Annotated in this window: 12 protein-coding genes and 1 pseudogene; 6 read left to right on the forward strand and 7 right to left on the reverse strand. The window is 65.1% G+C overall.

Features of this window, described 5'->3' with window-relative positions; translation table 11 throughout:
• The first annotated feature begins 67 nt into the window (after positions 1 to 67).
• From shn_RS24150 to shn_RS24160, 3 genes are read left to right on the forward strand one after another with little or no spacing between them, the layout of a single operon-like run.
• Complete coding sequence (locus shn_RS24150; protein ID WP_064333055.1) at positions 68 to 829, forward strand: ImuA family protein; 762 nt, start codon at positions 68 to 70, stop codon at positions 827 to 829.
• A complete protein-coding gene (locus tag shn_RS24155; RefSeq protein WP_064333056.1) occupies positions 741 to 2264 on the forward strand; it encodes a DUF6504 family protein in 1524 nt (507 codons plus the stop codon). The genes shn_RS24150 and shn_RS24155 overlap by 89 nt, the downstream gene beginning before the upstream one ends.
• The gene (locus shn_RS24160; RefSeq protein WP_064333057.1) at positions 2261 to 5458 is read left to right on the forward strand and encodes an error-prone DNA polymerase; all 3198 of its coding nucleotides are present in this window, start codon (positions 2261 to 2263) and stop codon (positions 5456 to 5458) included. The genes shn_RS24155 and shn_RS24160 overlap by 4 nt, the downstream gene beginning before the upstream one ends.
• Positions 5459 to 5619: 161 nt before the next feature.
• On the opposite strand, the gene shn_RS24165 is transcribed toward shn_RS24160, so the two are convergent.
• Both shn_RS24165 and shn_RS35195 read right to left on the reverse strand, forming a co-directional pair.
• Positions 5620 to 7617, reverse strand: coding sequence for a CocE/NonD family hydrolase (locus tag shn_RS24165; RefSeq protein WP_064333286.1), 1998 nt, complete (start codon positions 7615 to 7617; stop codon positions 5620 to 5622).
• Positions 7618 to 7709: 92 nt separating this feature from the next.
• Positions 7710 to 9276: pseudogene (locus tag shn_RS35195) on the reverse strand (ABC transporter substrate-binding protein).
• A 141-nt stretch (positions 9277 to 9417) separates the two neighbouring features.
• On the opposite strand from shn_RS35195, the gene shn_RS24170 reads away from it, so the two are divergent.
• A complete protein-coding gene (locus shn_RS24170) occupies positions 9418 to 10212 on the forward strand; it encodes a helix-turn-helix transcriptional regulator (protein WP_064333058.1) in 795 nt (264 codons plus the stop codon).
• Positions 10213 to 10569: 357 nt separating this feature from the next.
• Complete coding sequence (locus tag shn_RS35200; protein WP_084438418.1) at positions 10570 to 10821, forward strand: hypothetical protein; 252 nt, start codon at positions 10570 to 10572, stop codon at positions 10819 to 10821.
• Between the two features lie 127 nt (positions 10822 to 10948).
• On the opposite strand, the gene shn_RS24175 is transcribed toward shn_RS35200, so the two are convergent.
• From shn_RS24175 to shn_RS24195, 5 genes are all read right to left on the reverse strand, one after another.
• Positions 10949 to 12247, reverse strand: coding sequence for a hypothetical protein (locus shn_RS24175; protein ID WP_064333059.1), 1299 nt, complete (start codon positions 12245 to 12247; stop codon positions 10949 to 10951).
• The gene (locus shn_RS24180) at positions 12237 to 12998 is read right to left on the reverse strand and encodes an ABC transporter ATP-binding protein (RefSeq protein WP_064333060.1); all 762 of its coding nucleotides are present in this window, start codon (positions 12996 to 12998) and stop codon (positions 12237 to 12239) included. Before shn_RS24180 ends, shn_RS24175 begins: the two co-directional genes overlap by 11 nt.
• On the reverse strand, positions 12991 to 14040 hold the full coding sequence (locus shn_RS24185) for an iron ABC transporter permease (RefSeq protein ID WP_064333061.1): 1050 nt from the start codon (positions 14038 to 14040) through the stop codon (positions 12991 to 12993). The genes shn_RS24180 and shn_RS24185 overlap by 8 nt, the downstream gene beginning before the upstream one ends.
• Before the next feature lies 1 nt (position 14041).
• Positions 14042 to 15055: an ABC transporter substrate-binding protein gene (locus shn_RS24190; RefSeq protein WP_245337433.1), complete on the reverse strand. Its 1014-nt coding sequence runs from the start codon at positions 15053 to 15055 to the stop codon at positions 14042 to 14044.
• 453 nt (positions 15056 to 15508) lie between these two features.
• Complete coding sequence (locus shn_RS24195) at positions 15509 to 15979, reverse strand: RidA family protein (protein WP_064333063.1); 471 nt, start codon at positions 15977 to 15979, stop codon at positions 15509 to 15511.
• A gap of 129 nt (positions 15980 to 16108) precedes the next feature.
• Between shn_RS24195 and shn_RS24200 the strand changes: the two genes are divergently transcribed.
• Positions 16109 to 17017: a YafY family protein gene (locus shn_RS24200; protein WP_064333064.1), complete on the forward strand. Its 909-nt coding sequence runs from the start codon at positions 16109 to 16111 to the stop codon at positions 17015 to 17017.
• The last annotated feature ends 27 nt before the right edge of the window (positions 17018 to 17044 follow it).

Here is a 17044-nt window from a genome sequence, read left to right on the forward strand (position 1 = left end):
TGACTCTTGCGGAATTTGAGAACAAATAAAGAACATACTGTCTTTCAATAGGGAGTCCGCCAAGCCGATGTCCGCCTCCGTGCATGCCGTTGTCGCCGATCTGCGCGACCGCATCCGGCAGTTCGACGGCCGCGCCCAGCGCGACCGGGCGGTGCTGCCCTTCGGCGTGCCGGAGATCGACGAGCGGCTGCCGGGCGGCGGGCTGGCGCTGGCCAGCCTGCACGAGATCTGCGGCGGCGGCAACGATGCCGTCGAGGCCAGCGCCGCCATGCTCTTTGCCGCCGGCATCGCCGCGCGCACCAGGGGGCAGGTGCTCTGGTGCCTCACGCGGCCCGATCTTTTCGCGCCGGCGCTGGCGCAGGCGGGGCTTGCGCCCGGCCGCGTCCTCTATGTGGAGGCGGCCGACGAGAAGAGCCTGCTGCTCTGTTTCGAGGAGGGGCTGCGCCATGGCGGGCTCGGCGCCGTCGTCGCCGAGGTGGCGCGCCTGTCGACGACCGCCTCGCGCCGCCTGCAGCTCGCCGCGGAGGCCGGCGGCACGCTCGGCCTTGCCCTGCGCCGTTTCCGTCACCGCAAGGAGGCGGATGCCCTTGCGCAGCCCTCTGCCGCGGTGACGCGCTGGCGGGTCTCTGTGCGGCCCTCCGTTCCCCTTCCCGTGCCGGGTGTCGGCCGGGCGCAATGGCTGCTGGAACTGGCCCGCTGCCGGGCCGGCGAGGCGGCGGACTTTGACGTGGAGGCCACCGATGCCGAGGGTCGTATCGCTTTTTCTTCCCGGCTGGCCGATCGATCGCCTGCGGCGGGCGCTCGGCGCATCGGCGCCGCCGCCGGATAGCCGGCTCGTGCTCGTCGGCCGCGACGGCGCGCGTCGCATCCTGACGGCGGTGAGCCGGCCGGCCGAGCAGGCGGGCCTGCGCGTCGGCATGCCGCTCACCAAGGCCCATGCGCTGCTGCCGGGCGTCCTCACCATGCCCGCCGCCCCCGCGGCCGATGCCGCCGCCCTCGGCCGCCTCGCGCTCTGGGCCCTGCAGCACTATGCGCCCATCGTCGCCCCGGACCCGCCCGATGGCCTCGTCATCGACACGACCGGTGCCGATCACCTGCACGGCGGCGAGGCGCGCATGCTGACCGGCCTCGTCAACCGTCTTTCCGCCTCCGGCATCTTTGCCCGTGCCGCCATCGCCGACAGCTGGGGCGCGGCCCATGCCGCCGCCCGCTTCCTTGCCGATCCCGTATGCGTCCTCCCGCCGGGCAAGGCCGGCGAGGCCGTGTCGCCCCTGCCGGTCGCGGGATTGCGGATACCGCCGGAAACCGTGACGGGCCTTCATGTGCTCGGCTTCTCCACGATCGGCGATGTGCTGGCCGTGCCGCGCGCACCGCTCGTCCTGCGCTTCGGCCCGCTTCTCGGCCGCCGGCTCGCCCAGCTCCAGGGCAGGATTTCCGAACCCGTCGATCCGCTGCGCGACCCGGAGCTCGTCACGGTCCGCAAGGTTTTCGGCGAGCCGATCGGGGCCCCCGAGACCATCGCGCGCTACACGGCCGGCCTCGTGCACGATCTCTGCGCGGCGCTGGAAAAACGCGGCCTCGGCGCCCGCCGGCTCGATCTCCTCTTCCACCGTGTCGACAATTCCCTGCAGGCGATCCGCATCGGCACGGCGCGGCCTGCGCGCGACGAAAGACAGCTCATCCGGCTCCTGACGGACCGCATCGAGACGATCGATCCCGGCTTCGGCATCGAGATCATGGACCTGACCGCGACGCTGGCCGAACCGCTCGTCCTGCAGCAGGCCGCCTCCTCCCTGATCGAGGCGGAGGAAGCGGACCTTGCCGGTCTCGTCGACGTGATCGTCAACCGCATCGGTGCCGCGCGCCTCTATCGCATCGCCCCGGTCGAAAGCGACGTGCCGGAGCGCTCCTTCCGCCGCATTCCGCCGCTTTCGCCCGAGACGGGCACGACCTGGCCAAGCCGCTGGCCGCGTCCCGCCCGTCTCCTGGCCCGGCCGGAGCCGGTCGAGGTCATGGCCCTCCTGCCGGATCATCCGCCCGCCTCCTTCACCTGGCGCGGCGTGCGACGGCTGGTCAAGCGGGCCGATGGGCCGGAGCGTATCTTCGGCGAATGGTGGAAGCGCGATGCCGAGCTGGCGGCCGTGCGGGATTATTTCCAGGTCGAGGACGCCGAGGGGGAACGCTTCTGGCTCTTCCGTTCCGGCAATGAAGAGCAGGCGGCAAGCGGGGCCGGCCGCTGGTTCCTGCACGGGATTTTCGCATGAAACCGCGCTACGCCGAGCTTCAGGTGACGTCCCATTTCTCGTTCCTGCGCGGGGCGAGCAGCTGTGCGGACCTGTTCGCGCAGGCGAGCGCCCTTGGCATCGAGGCCCTTGCCGTCGTCGATCGCAACAGCCTTGCCGGCGTCGTCCAGGCCTTCAAGGCGTCGCGGGAGCTTCCGGAGGATGCCCCGTCGGTGCGGCTGGTGGTCGGCTGCCGGCTCGACCTTGTCGATGGCATGTCGCTGCTCGTCTATCCGACCGACCGCGCCGCCTATGGCCGTCTCTGCCGCCTGCTCACCGTCGGCAAGAAGAGGGCCGGCAAGGGCAGGTGCCATCTCGACTGGTCCGACGTCGTCGAATGGAGCGAGGGCCTTCTCGCCGTGCTGGTGCCCGACGAGGCGGACGAGACCGCCGTCTTCCAGTTGCGCCGCCTGCGCGAGCATTTCAAGGAGCGCTGCTATCTCGCCCTCACGCTCCGCCGCCGGCCAAACGACCAGTTGCGGCTGTTCGACCTCTCCAATCTCGCCGCCCGCCATGGCGTGCCCACCGTCGTCACCAACGACGTGCTCTACCATGCGCCCGCCCGGCGCATGCTGCAGGACATCGTCACCTGCATCCGTCACAACGTCGCCATCGACAATGCCGGCTTCCTGCGCGAACGCCACGCCGACCGCTACCTCAAGCCCCCGGAGGAAATGCACCGTCTCTTCGCGCGTTACCCGGAGGCGCTGCGGCGGACGCTGGAGATCGTCGAGCGCTGCCGGTTCTCGCTGGACGAGCTGAAGTATCAGTATCCGGACGAGAAGGAATATGCGCACCTCACGCCGCAGGAGGCGCTGGAGAAATATACGTGGGAGGGAGCGGCCAGGCGCTATCCCGGCGGCGTGCCCGAGGAGGTGCGCAGTAAGCTCGTTTACGAATTGCGGCTTATCGAGAAGATGAAATACGCGCCATATTTCCTCACCGTGAATTCCATTGTCCACCATGCCCGCAACCTGCCTGTCCCCATCCTCTGCCAGGGCAGGGGATCGGCGGCAAACAGCGCCGTCTGCTTTGTCCTTGAGATCACGGCGATCGACCCGATGGAGAATGGCAGCCTCCTCTTCGAGCGCTTCGTCTCGGAGCAGCGCGGCGAGCCGCCCGATATCGACGTGGATTTCGAGCATGAGCGCCGGGAGGAGGTGATCCAGTGGATCTACGAGACCTACGGCAAGGATCGTGCGGCACTCTGCGCCACCGTCATCCGCTATCGCTCGCGCGCGGCCATGCGGGATGTCGGACGTGCGCTCGGCATGCCGGAGGATGTGTTGAAGGCACTGTCCTCGCAGGTCTGGGGCTGGTCCAACGACGTTCCGCAAAGCCATGCGAACGCGGCCGGGCTCAATGTGGACGACCGCCGCATCCGGCTGCTGTTCGAGCTTGCCCGCCAGTTGATCAACGCCCCGCGTCATCTCTCGCAACACCCCGGCGGTTTCGTCTTGACGCGCGACCGGCTGGACGATCTCGTGCCGATCGAGCCGGCGGCGATGGACGACCGCCAGGTGATCGAATGGGACAAGGACGACATCGAGTACCTGAATTTCATGAAGGTCGACGTGCTGGCGCTCGGCATGCTCACCTGCATGCGCCGCGCCTTCGATTTCCTGCGGGAGCACAAGGGAGAGAGCCGTACGCTTGCCACTATCCCCCCGGGCGATGAGGCGACCTACGAGATGATCTCCAAGGCCGACACGATCGGCACCTTCCAGATCGAGAGCCGGGCGCAGATGTCCATGCTGCCGCGCCTCAAGCCGAAGGAGTTTTATGATATCGTCATCCAGGTGGCGATCGTCCGGCCGGGGCCGATCCAGGGCGACATGGTGCATCCCTATCTGCGGCGGCGGCAGGGATTGGAGAGTGTCGAATACCCCAAGCCTGCCTTCGAGAAGGTGCTGAAAAGGACCCTCGGCGTGCCACTGTTCCAGGAGCAGGCGATGCAGGTGGCGATCGACTGCGCAGGCTTCGAGCCGGGCCGGGCCGATCAGCTGCGCCGCGCCATGGCGACGTTCAAGCAGACCGGAGGGGTGGACAAGTTCCGGGACGAATTGACCGAGGGCATGGTTGGCGAAGGATATACCCGCGAATTTGCCGAACGCATCTGCCGCCAGCTCGAAGGGTTCGGCTCCTACGGTTTTCCGGAAAGCCACGCCTACAGTTTCGCGATCATCGCCTATGCCTCGGCCTGGATGAAATGCCATCACCCGGACGTCTTCTGCGCCGCCCTGCTCAATTCCCAGCCGATGGGGTTCTACGCCCCGGCACAGATCGTGCGCGATGCGCGCGAGCACGGGGTGGAGGTGCGGCCGGTCTGCATCAATGCCAGCCGCTGGGATTGCACGCTGGAGCCGACGGACGAGGAGGGACGGCTTGCCGTGCGGCTCGGGCTGCGGATGGTCAAGGGCCTCGACAACAAGGAGATGGGCGATTTTCTTGCAGCAAGGGGCGAGGCGCCGTTTGCCTCGGTCGATGACCTCTGGCGCCGCACGAAACTCGCATCCGACACGCTGGTGCGGCTTGCCGAGGCGGATGCCTTCCGGCCATCGCTCGGGCTCTCCCGCCGCGAGGCGCTATGGGCGATCCGCGGTTTGCGGGACGAGCCGCTGCCGCTGTTTTCCGCGGCGGCCGAGCGGGAAGCAGCGGCCCTGCCGGAATTGACGGAACCAGTGGTGGCATTGCGGCCCATGGCGACGGGCGGCGAGGTGGTGGAGGATTATGGCCGCGTCGGCCTGACGCTCCGGGCCCATCCGGTGAGCTTCCTGCGGGAGGGCCTCGCCCGCCGCCGCCTGCTTTCCTGCGCCGACGCGACGCGACTTCGCGATCGCCAGAAGGTCGAGACGGCCGGCATCGTGCTCGTCCGCCAGCAGCCGGGCTCGGCCAAGGGCGTCATCTTCGTGACGATCGAGGACGAGACGGGCATCGCCAACCTCGTCGTCTGGCGCAAGGTCTTCCTCGCCTATCGCCCCATCGTGATGGGCGCGCCGATGATCGGCGTCAAAGGCTATATCCAACGGGAGGGCGAGGTGGTGCATATCGTCGTGCAGCACCTCACCGATCTCTCCGCCGACTTCGCCACCATCGGCCGGCGCGGCGACGCCGCGCAGCCGGAAACCCGCGAGGCCGTGCAGACCATCCGCGTCAAATCCCGCGACTTCCATTAGAGCATTTCCGCTTTTCGTCGAATCGCGAAAACGCTCTGTCTGTTTGTTTTACGCAATTCCGGACGCAAAACCGCTTCGCACTTTTGCCGGAATTGCTTTAGGACCGTCGCGCAAATTCCTGGATCGCGCGGGATTTTTCCGCGCCGTACAGGCCGTTCCCTCTACATGAAGTCGCGCGGGACCGCTTTCTCGAACGTCTTCTCGAAGATCTGCACCTCGCCCTCGAAGGCGCGTATGCTGGCCGAGATCAGCCAGTCCGTCGCGGTGCAGGCGATGGTCGCGGTCGAGACGGTGCGCACGAACCAGCCGGGGCGCTGCATGTCGCAGGTCCAGACGGCGGTGCCGGTCATCGAGAGCGGATCGTTCCCGGCGATCGACCAGAGTTCGTCGCGCACCTGCCGGGTGGCAAGGCCCGTGCCGGGATGCTCGGTGAGGCCGGTGTCCTCGTAGATCGTGTATTCGGTGAGGCCGTTGGTGAGGTCGCGCTCGACGCCACGGGCGGTCTCGGCCGGGGCAAGCTCGGTGTATTTCGGCAGCGGGTCGGGATTGGCCGGCTCGGGGAGCGCGATGACCCGGTGTGCGCCGAGTTTCGGCAAGGCGAGGCCGAGCGAGGCGAGATCGATCGTCACGCCGGCATCCGTCGGCGGCGGCAGCACCATCGGCCAATAGGACGTCGAGAGCGACAGGCGGATGCGGTGGCCGGAGCGGAAGCGGTAGCCCATGGCGTCGAGCACGAGGCGGATGCGGACCTTCTCTCCCCTGGGCATCGCCTTCGGTTCGGCGTTGCCGTCGCGATGGGCGAGGTTGAGCACGCCGAAGGTGACGCGCGTCGCCGTGCCGTCCGGGTGCATATCGACGAGGCGGGCGCAGAGATTGCCGATTTCGGCGTCCGTCGCGATGTCCAGCTCCAGCACCGGCTGGCCGAGGAAGTCCTGGGCTTCCACGAGCGGCGCGGTCTCGATCACCAGCGAGCCGGCATCGTCGAGGCGCTGGTCGAGCGCCATTTCCGCGTCCGGCTTCAGCGTGAACCATTCGCCGGCCATGATGCCGGTGTCGAGCGGCGATTTGAGATAGCGGTCGTGGCCGCTGGCGCCGGCGATCGGCATGCCGGGCGCCAGCGCGCCATATTGCTCGACATAGAAGGTCGCCATGTCGGGCGCCTCCCAGCGATCCTTGGCGATCCAGAAGCCGGGATCGGCCTCGCGGCGCAGCGCCGGGCGGGCGGCGTCCTGGATATAGGCGCGCACCTGCGGCGTTGCCTCCGCGCCGTTCTCTTCGCCGCGCAGCCAGCGGTTCCACCAGGCGATGGCCTCGGCATGGAAATCCATGCGTGGCTTCGGCCAGGCGAAGTGTGGGTATTTGTGGACCCAGGGGCCGATCAGCGCCTTGGCCTTGTCGCCAAGGCCCTCGACGGCCTTGAGCGGCGTGCTGCGATAGCCGTCCGCCCAGCCGGCGATGATGAGGGCGGGTACGGGGAAGCCGGCGAAATCCTCGCAGATGGAGCCGTGTTTCCAGAAGGCGTCGCGGCGCTGGTGCTGCAGCCATTCTTCCATGAAGAAGGGTTCGTTCTCCAGCCGCTCCAGCCACATGGCCTTCCAGCGTTCGCCGACGATATCGGGGTCGGGCGAGCGGGACTGGTAGGCGAGCATGGTGGCGGCCCAGGAGAGCTGGGCGGAAAGGTGGGTGCCGTTCTTGTAGTGGATGTCGTCGTTGTAGCGGTCGACGGTTGAGGCGATGGATATGACCGCCTTCAGCGCCGGTGGCTTCAGCGCGGCGACCTGCAGGCAGTTGAAGCCACCCCAGGAGATGCCCATCATGCCGACCGACCCGTTCGACCAGGGCTGTGCCGCGATCCAGCCGATGAGCTCGCAGGCATTCGCCAGTTCCAGCGGCGTATATTCGCCGTCGATGACGCCGCCGGATTCGCCCGAGCCGCGGATATCGACGCGCACGCCGGCAATGCCGGCGGCGGCGAAGACGGGATAGGTCGATTCATCGCGCATGCACGTGCCGTCACGCTTGCGGTAGGGCAGGAATTCGAAGACGGCGGGCACGGGGTCTGCGTCGGCCCCGTCCGGCATCCAGATGCGGGCGGCAAGCCGCGTGCCGTCGGCAAGCGTGATCCACTGGTTTTCGATGACGGTGAAGGGGCGAGGCATGGCGGGCGTCCGTTTGGCGGGAGAGGCGGGTTCGACCGGGGGATGCAGCGCGCGGCGCTGCATCCCCCGGCCATGGACATAGAGGCATAAGGTCAGGCGTCGAGCCAGACCCGGCTTGCGACATAGCCGTTGGAGACGTCGTTGCCGATGTCGTGGACATAGCCCTTCACCTGCTTGGAGCAGGCGTTGAGGTAGTCGTTGAAGACCGGCAGGATCAGGCCGCCCTCGTCGCGCACGATGAGCGCCATGGTCTTGTAGAGCGCGCGGCGCTTGGTTTCGTCGAGTTCGGCTCTTGCCTGGAGAACGAGATTGTCGAAATCCGGCCGCTTGAAGCGCGTGTCGTTCCATTCGGCATTGGAGACATACGAGGTGGAATAGCGCGAATCCTGCGTCGGGCGACCGCCCCAGTAGGACGCGGAGAAGGGCTGGACGTTCCCCGTCATCCGGCTCGCGCTTGACGTCGATGGCGATGCCGGCCTTCTTGGCGCTCTCCTGGAAGAGCACGGCGGCATCGACCGCGCCGGGAAAGGCGGCTTCGGCGGTGCGCAGGAGGACCGGGCCGGAATGGCCGGATTTCTTGTAGTAGAAGGCGGCCTTGTCCGGGTCGAAGACGCGCTGCTCGATACCGTCAGGGGCGAGGGCATAGGCCGCATTGACCGGATAATCGTTGCCGAGCGTGCCGTAGCCGCTGAGCGCCCGGTCGAGGATCTCCTGGCGGTCGATGGCGTATTTCAGCGCGAGGCGCAGATCGTTGTTGTCGAACGGTGCCGTGTCGCAATGCATCAGGAAACTGTAGAAGCCCTTGCCGCCGGTCTGGAGGATTTCGACGATCGGCGCGCGCTTCAGGAGTTCGACGGTCTTGGGCTCCACCGCGCTGATGAAGTGGACCTGACCGGACGACAGCGCGGCGATGCGCGCGGTCGTGTCGTTCATGACGATGATCTCGACGCTGTCGACGAAGCCGCGGTCGGAGCGCCAGTCGTTCGCGTTCTTCTCGAAGGTCGTACGCACGCCCGCCTCGAAGGAGACCAGCTTGTAGGGGCCGGTGCCGATCGCCGCATTGGGGTTTTCCACGCCGCCGCCCGGCTGGATGATCAGGTGGTAGTCCGAGAGGATCAGCGGCAGGTCGGCATTGCCTTCGGCGAGCGTGATCACCAGGTCGCCCGCCTTGTCCTCGAAGGACCTGATCGAGCCGAGAAGCCCGAGCGCGCCCGACTTGGAGCCGGCATCGGAGTGCCGCTTCAGCGTGGCGAGCACGTCGGCGATGGTCATCGGGCTGCCGTCGTGGAACGTGACGCCCTTGCGGATCTTGAAGGTCCAGGTCGCGGCATCGGCGGAGGCTTCCCAGGATTCGGCAAGGGCCGGGACGGCAACGCCGGTATCGGGATGGGATTCGACCAGCGTATCGCCCCAGCAACGGCCCGTCACGAAGGCGACGCCGGCGCTGTAGCCTGCCGGATCAAGCGTATCCGTCGCAGCGCCGCCCTTCAGGCCGAGCTTCAGATGCCCGCCGCGCTTCGGCTCCTGCGCGAGCGCGCGCCCCGATGCAAGGGTCGCCGCTGTTGCGGCGAGCACGCCGAGGGCGGCTGCGCCGCCGAGGAACTCGCGGCGCTTGAGGCCGCCGGTGGAATTTACATCAGGCTTCCAGATGCGCGTCATGTCGTGGGTTCCCCATTTTGTGCGGCCCCGGACATCCACCGGAGCTTTCGAGGAAATCGTAGCGAAGATGGGGGCTGGTGAGAATTTCACGACTTGACGCGATTTTACGCTGCTTTACGCTCTTGTTTCCTGGAGTGAACCATGCAGCCGACGTCTTTCCCGATCAATCTCCGGCATGCCTGCAGCACCCGCAAGTCGGTGTCGGAAATCTGCCGCCAGCTCGGCGTCAACCGCCAGCAGTTCAACCGCTATGTGAACGGCGAGGCGGTTCCCTCGCCGCACAATCTGGCGCGGATCGCGGCCTTCTTCGGCGTCAGGCCGGCCGACTTTTCGCTCGACCCGGCCCAGTTCGAGCTGCGCCTCGTGAGCGCGGCCGGCGGGGCCTTCGGCACGGATGTGCTGCATACCTGCTTTCCCGGCAACCTGCCGTCGCTTCGCCGGCATCTCGGCTACTACCAGACCTATCACGTCTCGCTCTCGTGGCCGGGCATGATCGTCTGCTCTTGTGCCCGGCTGGACGAGCACGAAGGTGCGGTGCGCGTGAAATCCATCGAACGCATCCAGGACCGGCCGCATGAAATCCGCCAGTTCTCGAAATATGTCGGCCTCGCCTCGTTTCTCCGCAACCGCATCTTCGTCGTCGAGCGCAGCACCGGGCCTGAGCCGATGATCGCGCAGACGATCCTGACGCCCTTCGAAACGCACCAGCGCATCTATCTGAGGGGCATGACGATGGGTGTTTCCTGGCGGAAGCAGAACCTTCCCTATGCCTCGCGCGTCATCTGGCGCCACCTCGGCACGGATACCGACCGGCGCCAGCTGCTGTCCCGCTGCGGCGTGCTGCAGCCGGGCTCGCGGCAGCTTCCCCCGACGGTGCGCGAATTCCTCGACGCAAGCGAAAACCCCGCCATTTCCATTCCGTTCAATGAGGCATGAACTCCTTGAGCAGGGTGCGCGCTTCCTGTGGCGAACACGCTTGTAATGGTGAGGCTTGTGGCCGCAGGCTTGATCACGACAGTAGTGCCGCAGCAGAGCGCCTTGCACTTGAGCCAGACTGCCGAGGGGTGATCCCTTCGGTCTCGTTCCGGCGCGATGGCGCGAACATCACGAATCGACGAATCCACGAGGAGGAGGGCAGCATTTACCTCTCTTGGTGCTGTCGCCTGCCTCTTGACGACGCAAAGCGTTGACGTCGCGACGACCAACTCTATTGTGGGGAGAGAGGCAACATCCTCGCCGCCATGGTATCGGCTACCCTGGAACGGCAGGCCAACCTTGAGTGAAAGCGCAGCGATGCTGAAAACCGATACCCGCCAAGCAAATTGGCGTCGTGCCAATCCCGGCAAATACGACGCACACCTCGCCGTGCAGCGAGCGGTGAAGTCAGGCGAGCTGGCAAAGCAAACCTGCGAGGTTTGCGGGGCGGAAGCGGTCGATGCTCATCACGATCGATATGATGAGCCTTTGAAGGTTCGGTGGTTATGCCGCCGGCATCACACGAGACTTCACCACTATGGCGAAGACATGTTTCCTGTCAGAGGCTGACCTTTAAGCCCTGCGTCGATTGGCGCCGCAACCTTCCTTCGGCATTCGACCTTGTGCCATCCTCGTGATCCGACGATGATCAAAGCGGTTCCGTTCGGCCGGCAGCTCATTCCATCCGCGGAATGCTCTAAAACAGCAACTCCCCCAGTGAAAGCCGCCGAAGCGCGACAGCGATGTTTGCCACAAGCGCCTCCTTTTTGGGTCCGTGGTCCGGATAGCGGGTCATGTTGTCGCCATTGTGCATGAAGACGAACCCACCGCGTCCCGCCGTCGTCGGATAGCGCCAGATCCAGTCCGCCGGTTTTGGGTCGTTTGGCGGGCCTACGTCCGTCAGCCAGATCGCCCCGGGAGGCGGGTCGGTCCAACCGCGGGCATACTGGCCGAAGACGCCCTGCCAACCGTCGAAATCCTCCCCGAGATCACCGAAGATGCCAAACCGGTCGTTGCGCACGCGGACCTTGATGTTGGTGAACGGCCGCGGCGAAACGGCGTGGAACGGCGCCATGAAGTCGAGCCAGGGCTGGCAGGGCTCCGCGCAGATGATGAGGTTGCCGCCGCCTGCCAGAAACGCCAGGAGATCGGCTGATCGGCGCTTGAGGAAGACCTCGTCATGGCTGCTGGGAATGTAGAGCGTGTCGGTTGTCTCCAAGAGGTCCGGACCGAGCCGGTCGAGCGGCGCGAAGGTGACTTCGAAGCCTGCCCGGCTTAGGCCATCCTCGATCCAGTCCGGACGCCATTCCGACGGAACATGCGAGCATTGCAGGTAGGTGAAGCGGTTTCTTGCCGGCCGCTCGATGCCAAGCTCGCGATTGAGCCAGGGGTAGAAGGATTGCAGAAAGCGCGTCGTCGCGGGCATGAAGCGCTGGCCGTTGTGCGAGTGCGGGTCCAGCGTCGCGAGCATCAGCCGACCGCCGCCGGCAAGCGATGGGAAGTCGAGGAAAAGGCTGCGTCCGGCGCCCTCGATCTCGACGATCGATCTTGCGCCGTCCGGTACATTGTAGGAGCCGCCCCAATGCCAGCTCATATGCGAGAGCGGCATGCTTTCGGTGATCGGGTGATGCGGGGTGGAAAGCGTCACCTCCAGCTTCTCGCCCTTCGTCCACCACAGCCAGTCGCGGCAGTTTCCGGGCTGCCAGGTCAGTTCCGGAATGTCGAGCCAGTCGGCATGGCCTTGCAGGCACACGATGAGGAAGCCGCCGCCCTGCAGATAGGCGTTCAATTGCCGCGCGTAGAGCCGCGGCGCCTCCGCGTCCATCGCATCCGGCATGATGACAGCCGCATAGGCCGAAAGGTCGACGGACGGCAGGTCGTGGATGTAGACGAGGTCGTCGATATAGTGATTGAAGTCCTGGAAGCTTCTCAACTGCCAGCTATTGCCCCAGTGAACATAGGCAATGCCCTTGCCGGTCGTGGTTTTATCCAGCATCGTGGTGTGCTCCATCATGACGGAACAGAGGCGCATAGGTGTGCTTGCCGACGCCGGCAAAATCCGCCCGCGCGATCGGCAGATCGTAGAGCACGGTGAGGTTCCCGGCGCTGAGCGCGTCAGCCGCCGGCCCACAGATATAGCTGCTTCCGCTCGTCATCAGCAGCACGTCGCTTGCGATTTCCACCGCATGCTGGGGCATGTGCGTCGAGAAGACGATCGTCATTCCATGGGCTTGCCTGAGATGTTCGAGGAGCCCAAGGACCTTGTCCTGGTTCTTGTAGTCGAGCGCCGCGCAGGGCTCGTCGAGCACCAGCAATTCGCACTCCGACGCCAGCGCCTGGGCGATCATGACGAGTTGCCGCTGGCCGCCGCTCAGCGAATTGAAGGCCTGCGGTTCCAGATGGTGAATGCCGAGGAGGCCAAGATAATGGCGTGTGATCTCGTAGTCTCGCCGCCCCGGCGCACCGAAAAGGCCAAGGTGGCGCGCCCGCCCCATCAGCGCGATGTCGAGCGCGGAGTAGGAGAAGGGTGCCTCGAAGAGCTGCGGCACGAAACCGACCTGCCCGCCGATCCGCAGCCTGCCGGACCTCGGCTTCAACACGCCGATCAGGGTGCTGATGAGGGTCGTCTTGCCGACGCCGTTGGCGCCGAGCACGGCGAGGGTTCGCCCGCGATCGAGCGTGATACTGTAATCCTGCAGGATGGTTCTGCCGCCACGTTCGACGGTGAGGTTGCTTGCCTCAATCACTGGACCAGCCTCCCCTGGCATGGAGGCGGCGCAGGATCACCGCGAAGACGGGAACGCCGATCAGTGCGGTAATGATGCCGAGCGGGATTTCCGCGGTCGTCACGGTGCGCGCGAGATCGTCGACAAGCAGAAGGTAGATGGCGCCCAGAACGCCGCAGACCGGCAGCAGGCGCTGGTGGGAGGCGCCGACAAGCGCACGGCCGACATGCGGAATGACCAGGCCCACCCAGCCGATGATGCCGGATGTGGCGACGACACCGGCCGAAATCAGGGCCGAGGCGACAAGGATGATCCATTGCACCAGCACGACCTTCGTTCCGAGCGCCCGTGCCTTCTCCTCGCCGAGCGAAAGGATGTTGATCTGGAAGCGCAGGAGGTAGATCGCGGCCGCGGATGGCCCGACTGCCGCGACCAGAAGCAGAACGTCGAGATAGTTGCTCGAGGCGATGCTGCCCATCAGCCAGTAGGTGATGGCGGGCAGTTTCTGGAAAGGATCGGCAAGGAGCTTGGCGATGGAGATCGCCGCCGAGAAGAAGGCCGAGATGACCACGCCGGCAAGGACGAGTGTCAGCATGCTTGTCCGGCCGCGGACGGTCGAGAGCAGCTTGACCAGAAGCACGCTGCCGATGCCGAAGAGAAAGGCCATGGCCAGCAGGATGTAGCCCTGCAATCCCATGAGAATTGCGAGCGTGCCGCCGAAACCCGCGCCCGACGTCACGCCGATGACGCCGGGATCGACGAGCGGATTGCGGAAGAGGCCCTGCAGGGCGGCGCCTGACACGGAAAGGCCAAAGCCGATGATGACGGCGGCCATGATGCGCGGCAGGCGTACCTGCTCGACCACGACTTCGTGCACCGGATCCCAGTAGGGAACGACCAGGGGATGAACGTTGTCGATCAGGATATAGGCGACATCGCGCACGGAGAGGTCGTAGCGCCCGATCGTCACCGAATAGAGGATCGCCGCGACGAGCAGACAGGTGAGGATCGAGAGAACGGAAACCGCGCCGAGATTCCGTCCTTTCGTTGCTGGCTGGGGCATTCTAGCCGAATATGTCGACATATTTGTCCGCGGGCGCGTTGCGTTCGGATTCGAGGATCGCCTTGACCTGATCGTCCGTCAACTTCGCCCCGTAGAGCAGTTCATAGACGCTTGCGATCTGCGTCTTGAAGTCGGGCGCGAAATCGGCACCGTGGGCGATGGCGGCGAGCCATTCGGAGGTCAGGAAGATTTCCGGCGCGTCGGGCGTGCGGGCGAAGACCGGCTGCTTGTAGACGCGCTTTTCCTTGACCGCCTTGAGGCTGGCCAGAACCGGATTGTCGAAGAAATCCCTCGGGTTGAGATCGTCGGCATAGGCCGGAATGACGATGATGTCGGGGTTCCAGACGAGCAGTTGCTCGAAATCCACCGTCCGCCACCATTCCCCGGTATTGTCGGCCGCGGGATTGGTCACGCCGCTAAGGGCCAGGTTCTGCGAGCCATTCGCGATGACCTGGATCTGGTCGGCCACCTTGTCGATGTGCAGCACCGTCGGGAGCTTGGCGGCATCGAGCTGCGCAACCTTGGCATCGAGCGATGCCAGCGTGTCGGACTGGGCCTTCAAAATGGCCTGCGCGCGGTCATCGCGACCGGTCATCTGGCCGGTCAGGGTGAGATAGTCGAGACGATCCTGCTCCGTGCAGCACTTCCAGGCCACGACGGTGAGGCCGACACGCTCCAGCGGCTCGATGATCTTTTCGTCATGCGCCCACTGGATAACGGCGTCGGGCTTCTGCGCAAGAATGGCCTCGACATTCGGCACGAAGCCATCCTGGGCGGCGCTGGTGTCGATCTTCGCCATTTCCGGAAGCAGCTCGGCGTAGATCCCCTTGGTGAAATAGCGCACCAGAGAATCCTTGTTCATGCCGATGATGTGATCCGCCTTCTCATCGATGGCGCGATAGATGATCGGCGCCGAACGAACGATTGTGACGACGCGTTCCGGCGGCTTGGCGAAAGTGATGGTCTTGCCGCGATGATCGACGAAGGCGTTTTCCGCCTGAGAGGCGGCCGGCATTGAGATGAGAGCGGACCCGGCCAATACGGATGAGATTATCAGGCGGCTAAACATGGTTTGCTTCCTTGCGCTTCGGAGGGCTGACAGATGGTGCGACATGCCTTGGAACCGATATTATGAGCTTCGTATTCAAGTTATCGATGCATGTCCAGCATCCGATGAAGCGTTGGAGGCCTGGATCGGCGATGTATCGTTCCTCCCCTGAAAAAGGGGAACCTGGCACGTAGAGGGCCCAAGTCATTTTGGGATCGTGTCACGCCCCGGCCGGGAGGCGATTTACGAGATGTGCCTACGGCCCAAGGGCTTCCTTTTGGGTGACATGCCCGGCATCTACCGCATGCAGCCGTCGCGAAAATTCCTGTCGTGCGACGAAGAAAGCCGTCGCGGTCTTGGGAGTTTCGCAACGGCAAGCGCGCCTGTTCGTGCCGCTCGTGCGGCCCTGTGGCGGGACCGCTAGTTCAGAACGACCACGGCTTCCACCTCGAAAAGCATGGGGTCTATTGCCAGCTTGGGAACTGGAACCAAGGTCTGCGCGGGCAGCCTGTCACCGAACATTTCCGTGACGTTCCGGGTCAGTACCCCAAGCTTTGACATATCGTGATCCACCACGAAAACGGTGAGTTTGGCGACCTGGTCCGGCTTGGCGCCGAGCGCTTCGAGGGCGGCGCGCAAATTTGCATAGGCTTGTTTCACCTGGGCCGCGAAGTCGGGTGACAATGCTCCCGTGCTGTCCTGGCCGCCCTGTCCGGAAATATAGGCAATTTTGGCACCGGCAGGCACGATGACCGCCATGCTGTAGCCGTTCGGCGTCGGATCGCCGAGAATCGGCGGGTTGACGATGGTCAGCTCGTTCGCTGTCGCCGCAGTGGAAATTCCCATGATGATTAGCCCTCCAATGAGCAGATGCTTGATTGCGCGTGGCATGATTTTCCTGGTCCCTGGGGTCCGAGATAAGATCGGAGGGAGCATTGGCGTGTCGCCCGCTCCTGACCGACGACGCACTCTAAGCGGCCATACCTGTCAATTTGTGTCAGGTTGGATTACGCTTCCCGCATGCGTGCAAGCCGCCTTCTTTCCATCCTGACGACCCTGCAAGCGAAGGGACACGTCACCGCCCAGGCGCTCGCCGCAGAGTGCGAGGTTTCGCTGCGCACAATCTATCGCGATGTGGATGCGCTCAGCGCAGCAGGTATCCCGATCTACAGCGTGCAGGGCAGCAGCGGAGGCTATCGGCTGCTCGACGGCTACCGGGTCCGCCTGAACGGCTTGTCCTCGACCGAGGCCGAGGCGCTGTTCCTGGCCGGCCTCACGCGCGAGGCGGCCGAACTGGGATTGGGGGCGGTTGCTGCGAGCGCGCGCACAAAGCTCCTGGCCGCCTTGCCGCAAGACATGCGATCGGGCGCGATGCGGGCGCGTTTCCACTTCGACGCGCCAGCCTGGTTCGCCGAGGCCGAAACCCTGAGCCACCTGCCCGCCGTTGCCGATGCCGTGTGGAACCAGCGCCCTATCCGCATGCGCTACCAGAGCCGGAAGGCAGACAAGGAGCGGCGTGTCGAGCCTCTTGGAATCGTCCTCAAAGGTGGTGCCTGGTATCTGGTCGCCCAAATCGACAAGGCTGCCCGCACCTTCCGTATTTCTCGAATTAGAGAGATGGAGGTGCTGGATGAACGCTTTGAATATCCAAAGGCGTTTGACCTCGAAGCGTATTGGGCCGAGAGCATCCGGCGCTACGAAGTGGACCTTCATCCGAACCGGGCTGAAATCCGGCTTTCGTCCCGCGCCATCGGCATGATGGAGGAGCTTCTGCCGCCCTATGTCCGCGCCGGGGCTGTGATTTCCGGGGAGGCCGACGTGCGGGGCTGGCGGCGGGTAACTCTGTCGGTCGGTTCCATGGATCACGCCGCGATGGAGATCCTTCGCTTTGGTGCAGACGCCGAGGCCGCGTCCGTCAAGTTGGTGTAATTTCGGGTGTGGTTCCGGGCCGTCATG

The organism is Shinella sp. HZN7, assembly GCF_001652565.1.
GTDB classification, from domain to species: domain Bacteria; phylum Pseudomonadota; class Alphaproteobacteria; order Rhizobiales; family Rhizobiaceae; genus Shinella; species Shinella granuli.

Excerpts from the sequence above, each read along its gene's own strand:
- shn_RS24150 (WP_064333055.1), top strand. The coding sequence starts at position 68 with ATGTCCGCCTCCGTGCATGCCGTTGTCGCCGATCTGCGCGACCGCATC.
- shn_RS24155 (WP_064333056.1), top strand. The coding sequence starts at position 741 with ATGCCGAGGGTCGTATCGCTTTTTCTTCCCGGCTGGCCGATCGATCGC.
- shn_RS24160 (WP_064333057.1), top strand. The coding sequence starts at position 2,261 with ATGAAACCGCGCTACGCCGAGCTTCAGGTGACGTCCCATTTCTCGTTC.
- shn_RS24165 (WP_064333286.1), bottom strand. The coding sequence starts at position 7,617 with ATGCCTCGCCCCTTCACCGTCATCGAAAACCAGTGGATCACGCTTGCC.
- shn_RS24170 (WP_064333058.1), top strand. The coding sequence starts at position 9,418 with ATGCAGCCGACGTCTTTCCCGATCAATCTCCGGCATGCCTGCAGCACC.
- shn_RS35200 (WP_084438418.1), top strand. The coding sequence starts at position 10,570 with ATGCTGAAAACCGATACCCGCCAAGCAAATTGGCGTCGTGCCAATCCC.
- shn_RS24175 (WP_064333059.1), bottom strand. The coding sequence starts at position 12,247 with ATGCTGGATAAAACCACGACCGGCAAGGGCATTGCCTATGTTCACTGG.
- shn_RS24185 (WP_064333061.1), bottom strand. The coding sequence starts at position 14,040 with ATGCCCCAGCCAGCAACGAAAGGACGGAATCTCGGCGCGGTTTCCGTT.
- shn_RS24190 (WP_245337433.1), bottom strand. The coding sequence starts at position 15,055 with ATGCCGGCCGCCTCTCAGGCGGAAAACGCCTTCGTCGATCATCGCGGC.
- shn_RS24195 (WP_064333063.1), bottom strand. The coding sequence starts at position 15,979 with ATGCCACGCGCAATCAAGCATCTGCTCATTGGAGGGCTAATCATCATG.
- shn_RS24200 (WP_064333064.1), top strand. The coding sequence starts at position 16,109 with ATGCGTGCAAGCCGCCTTCTTTCCATCCTGACGACCCTGCAAGCGAAG.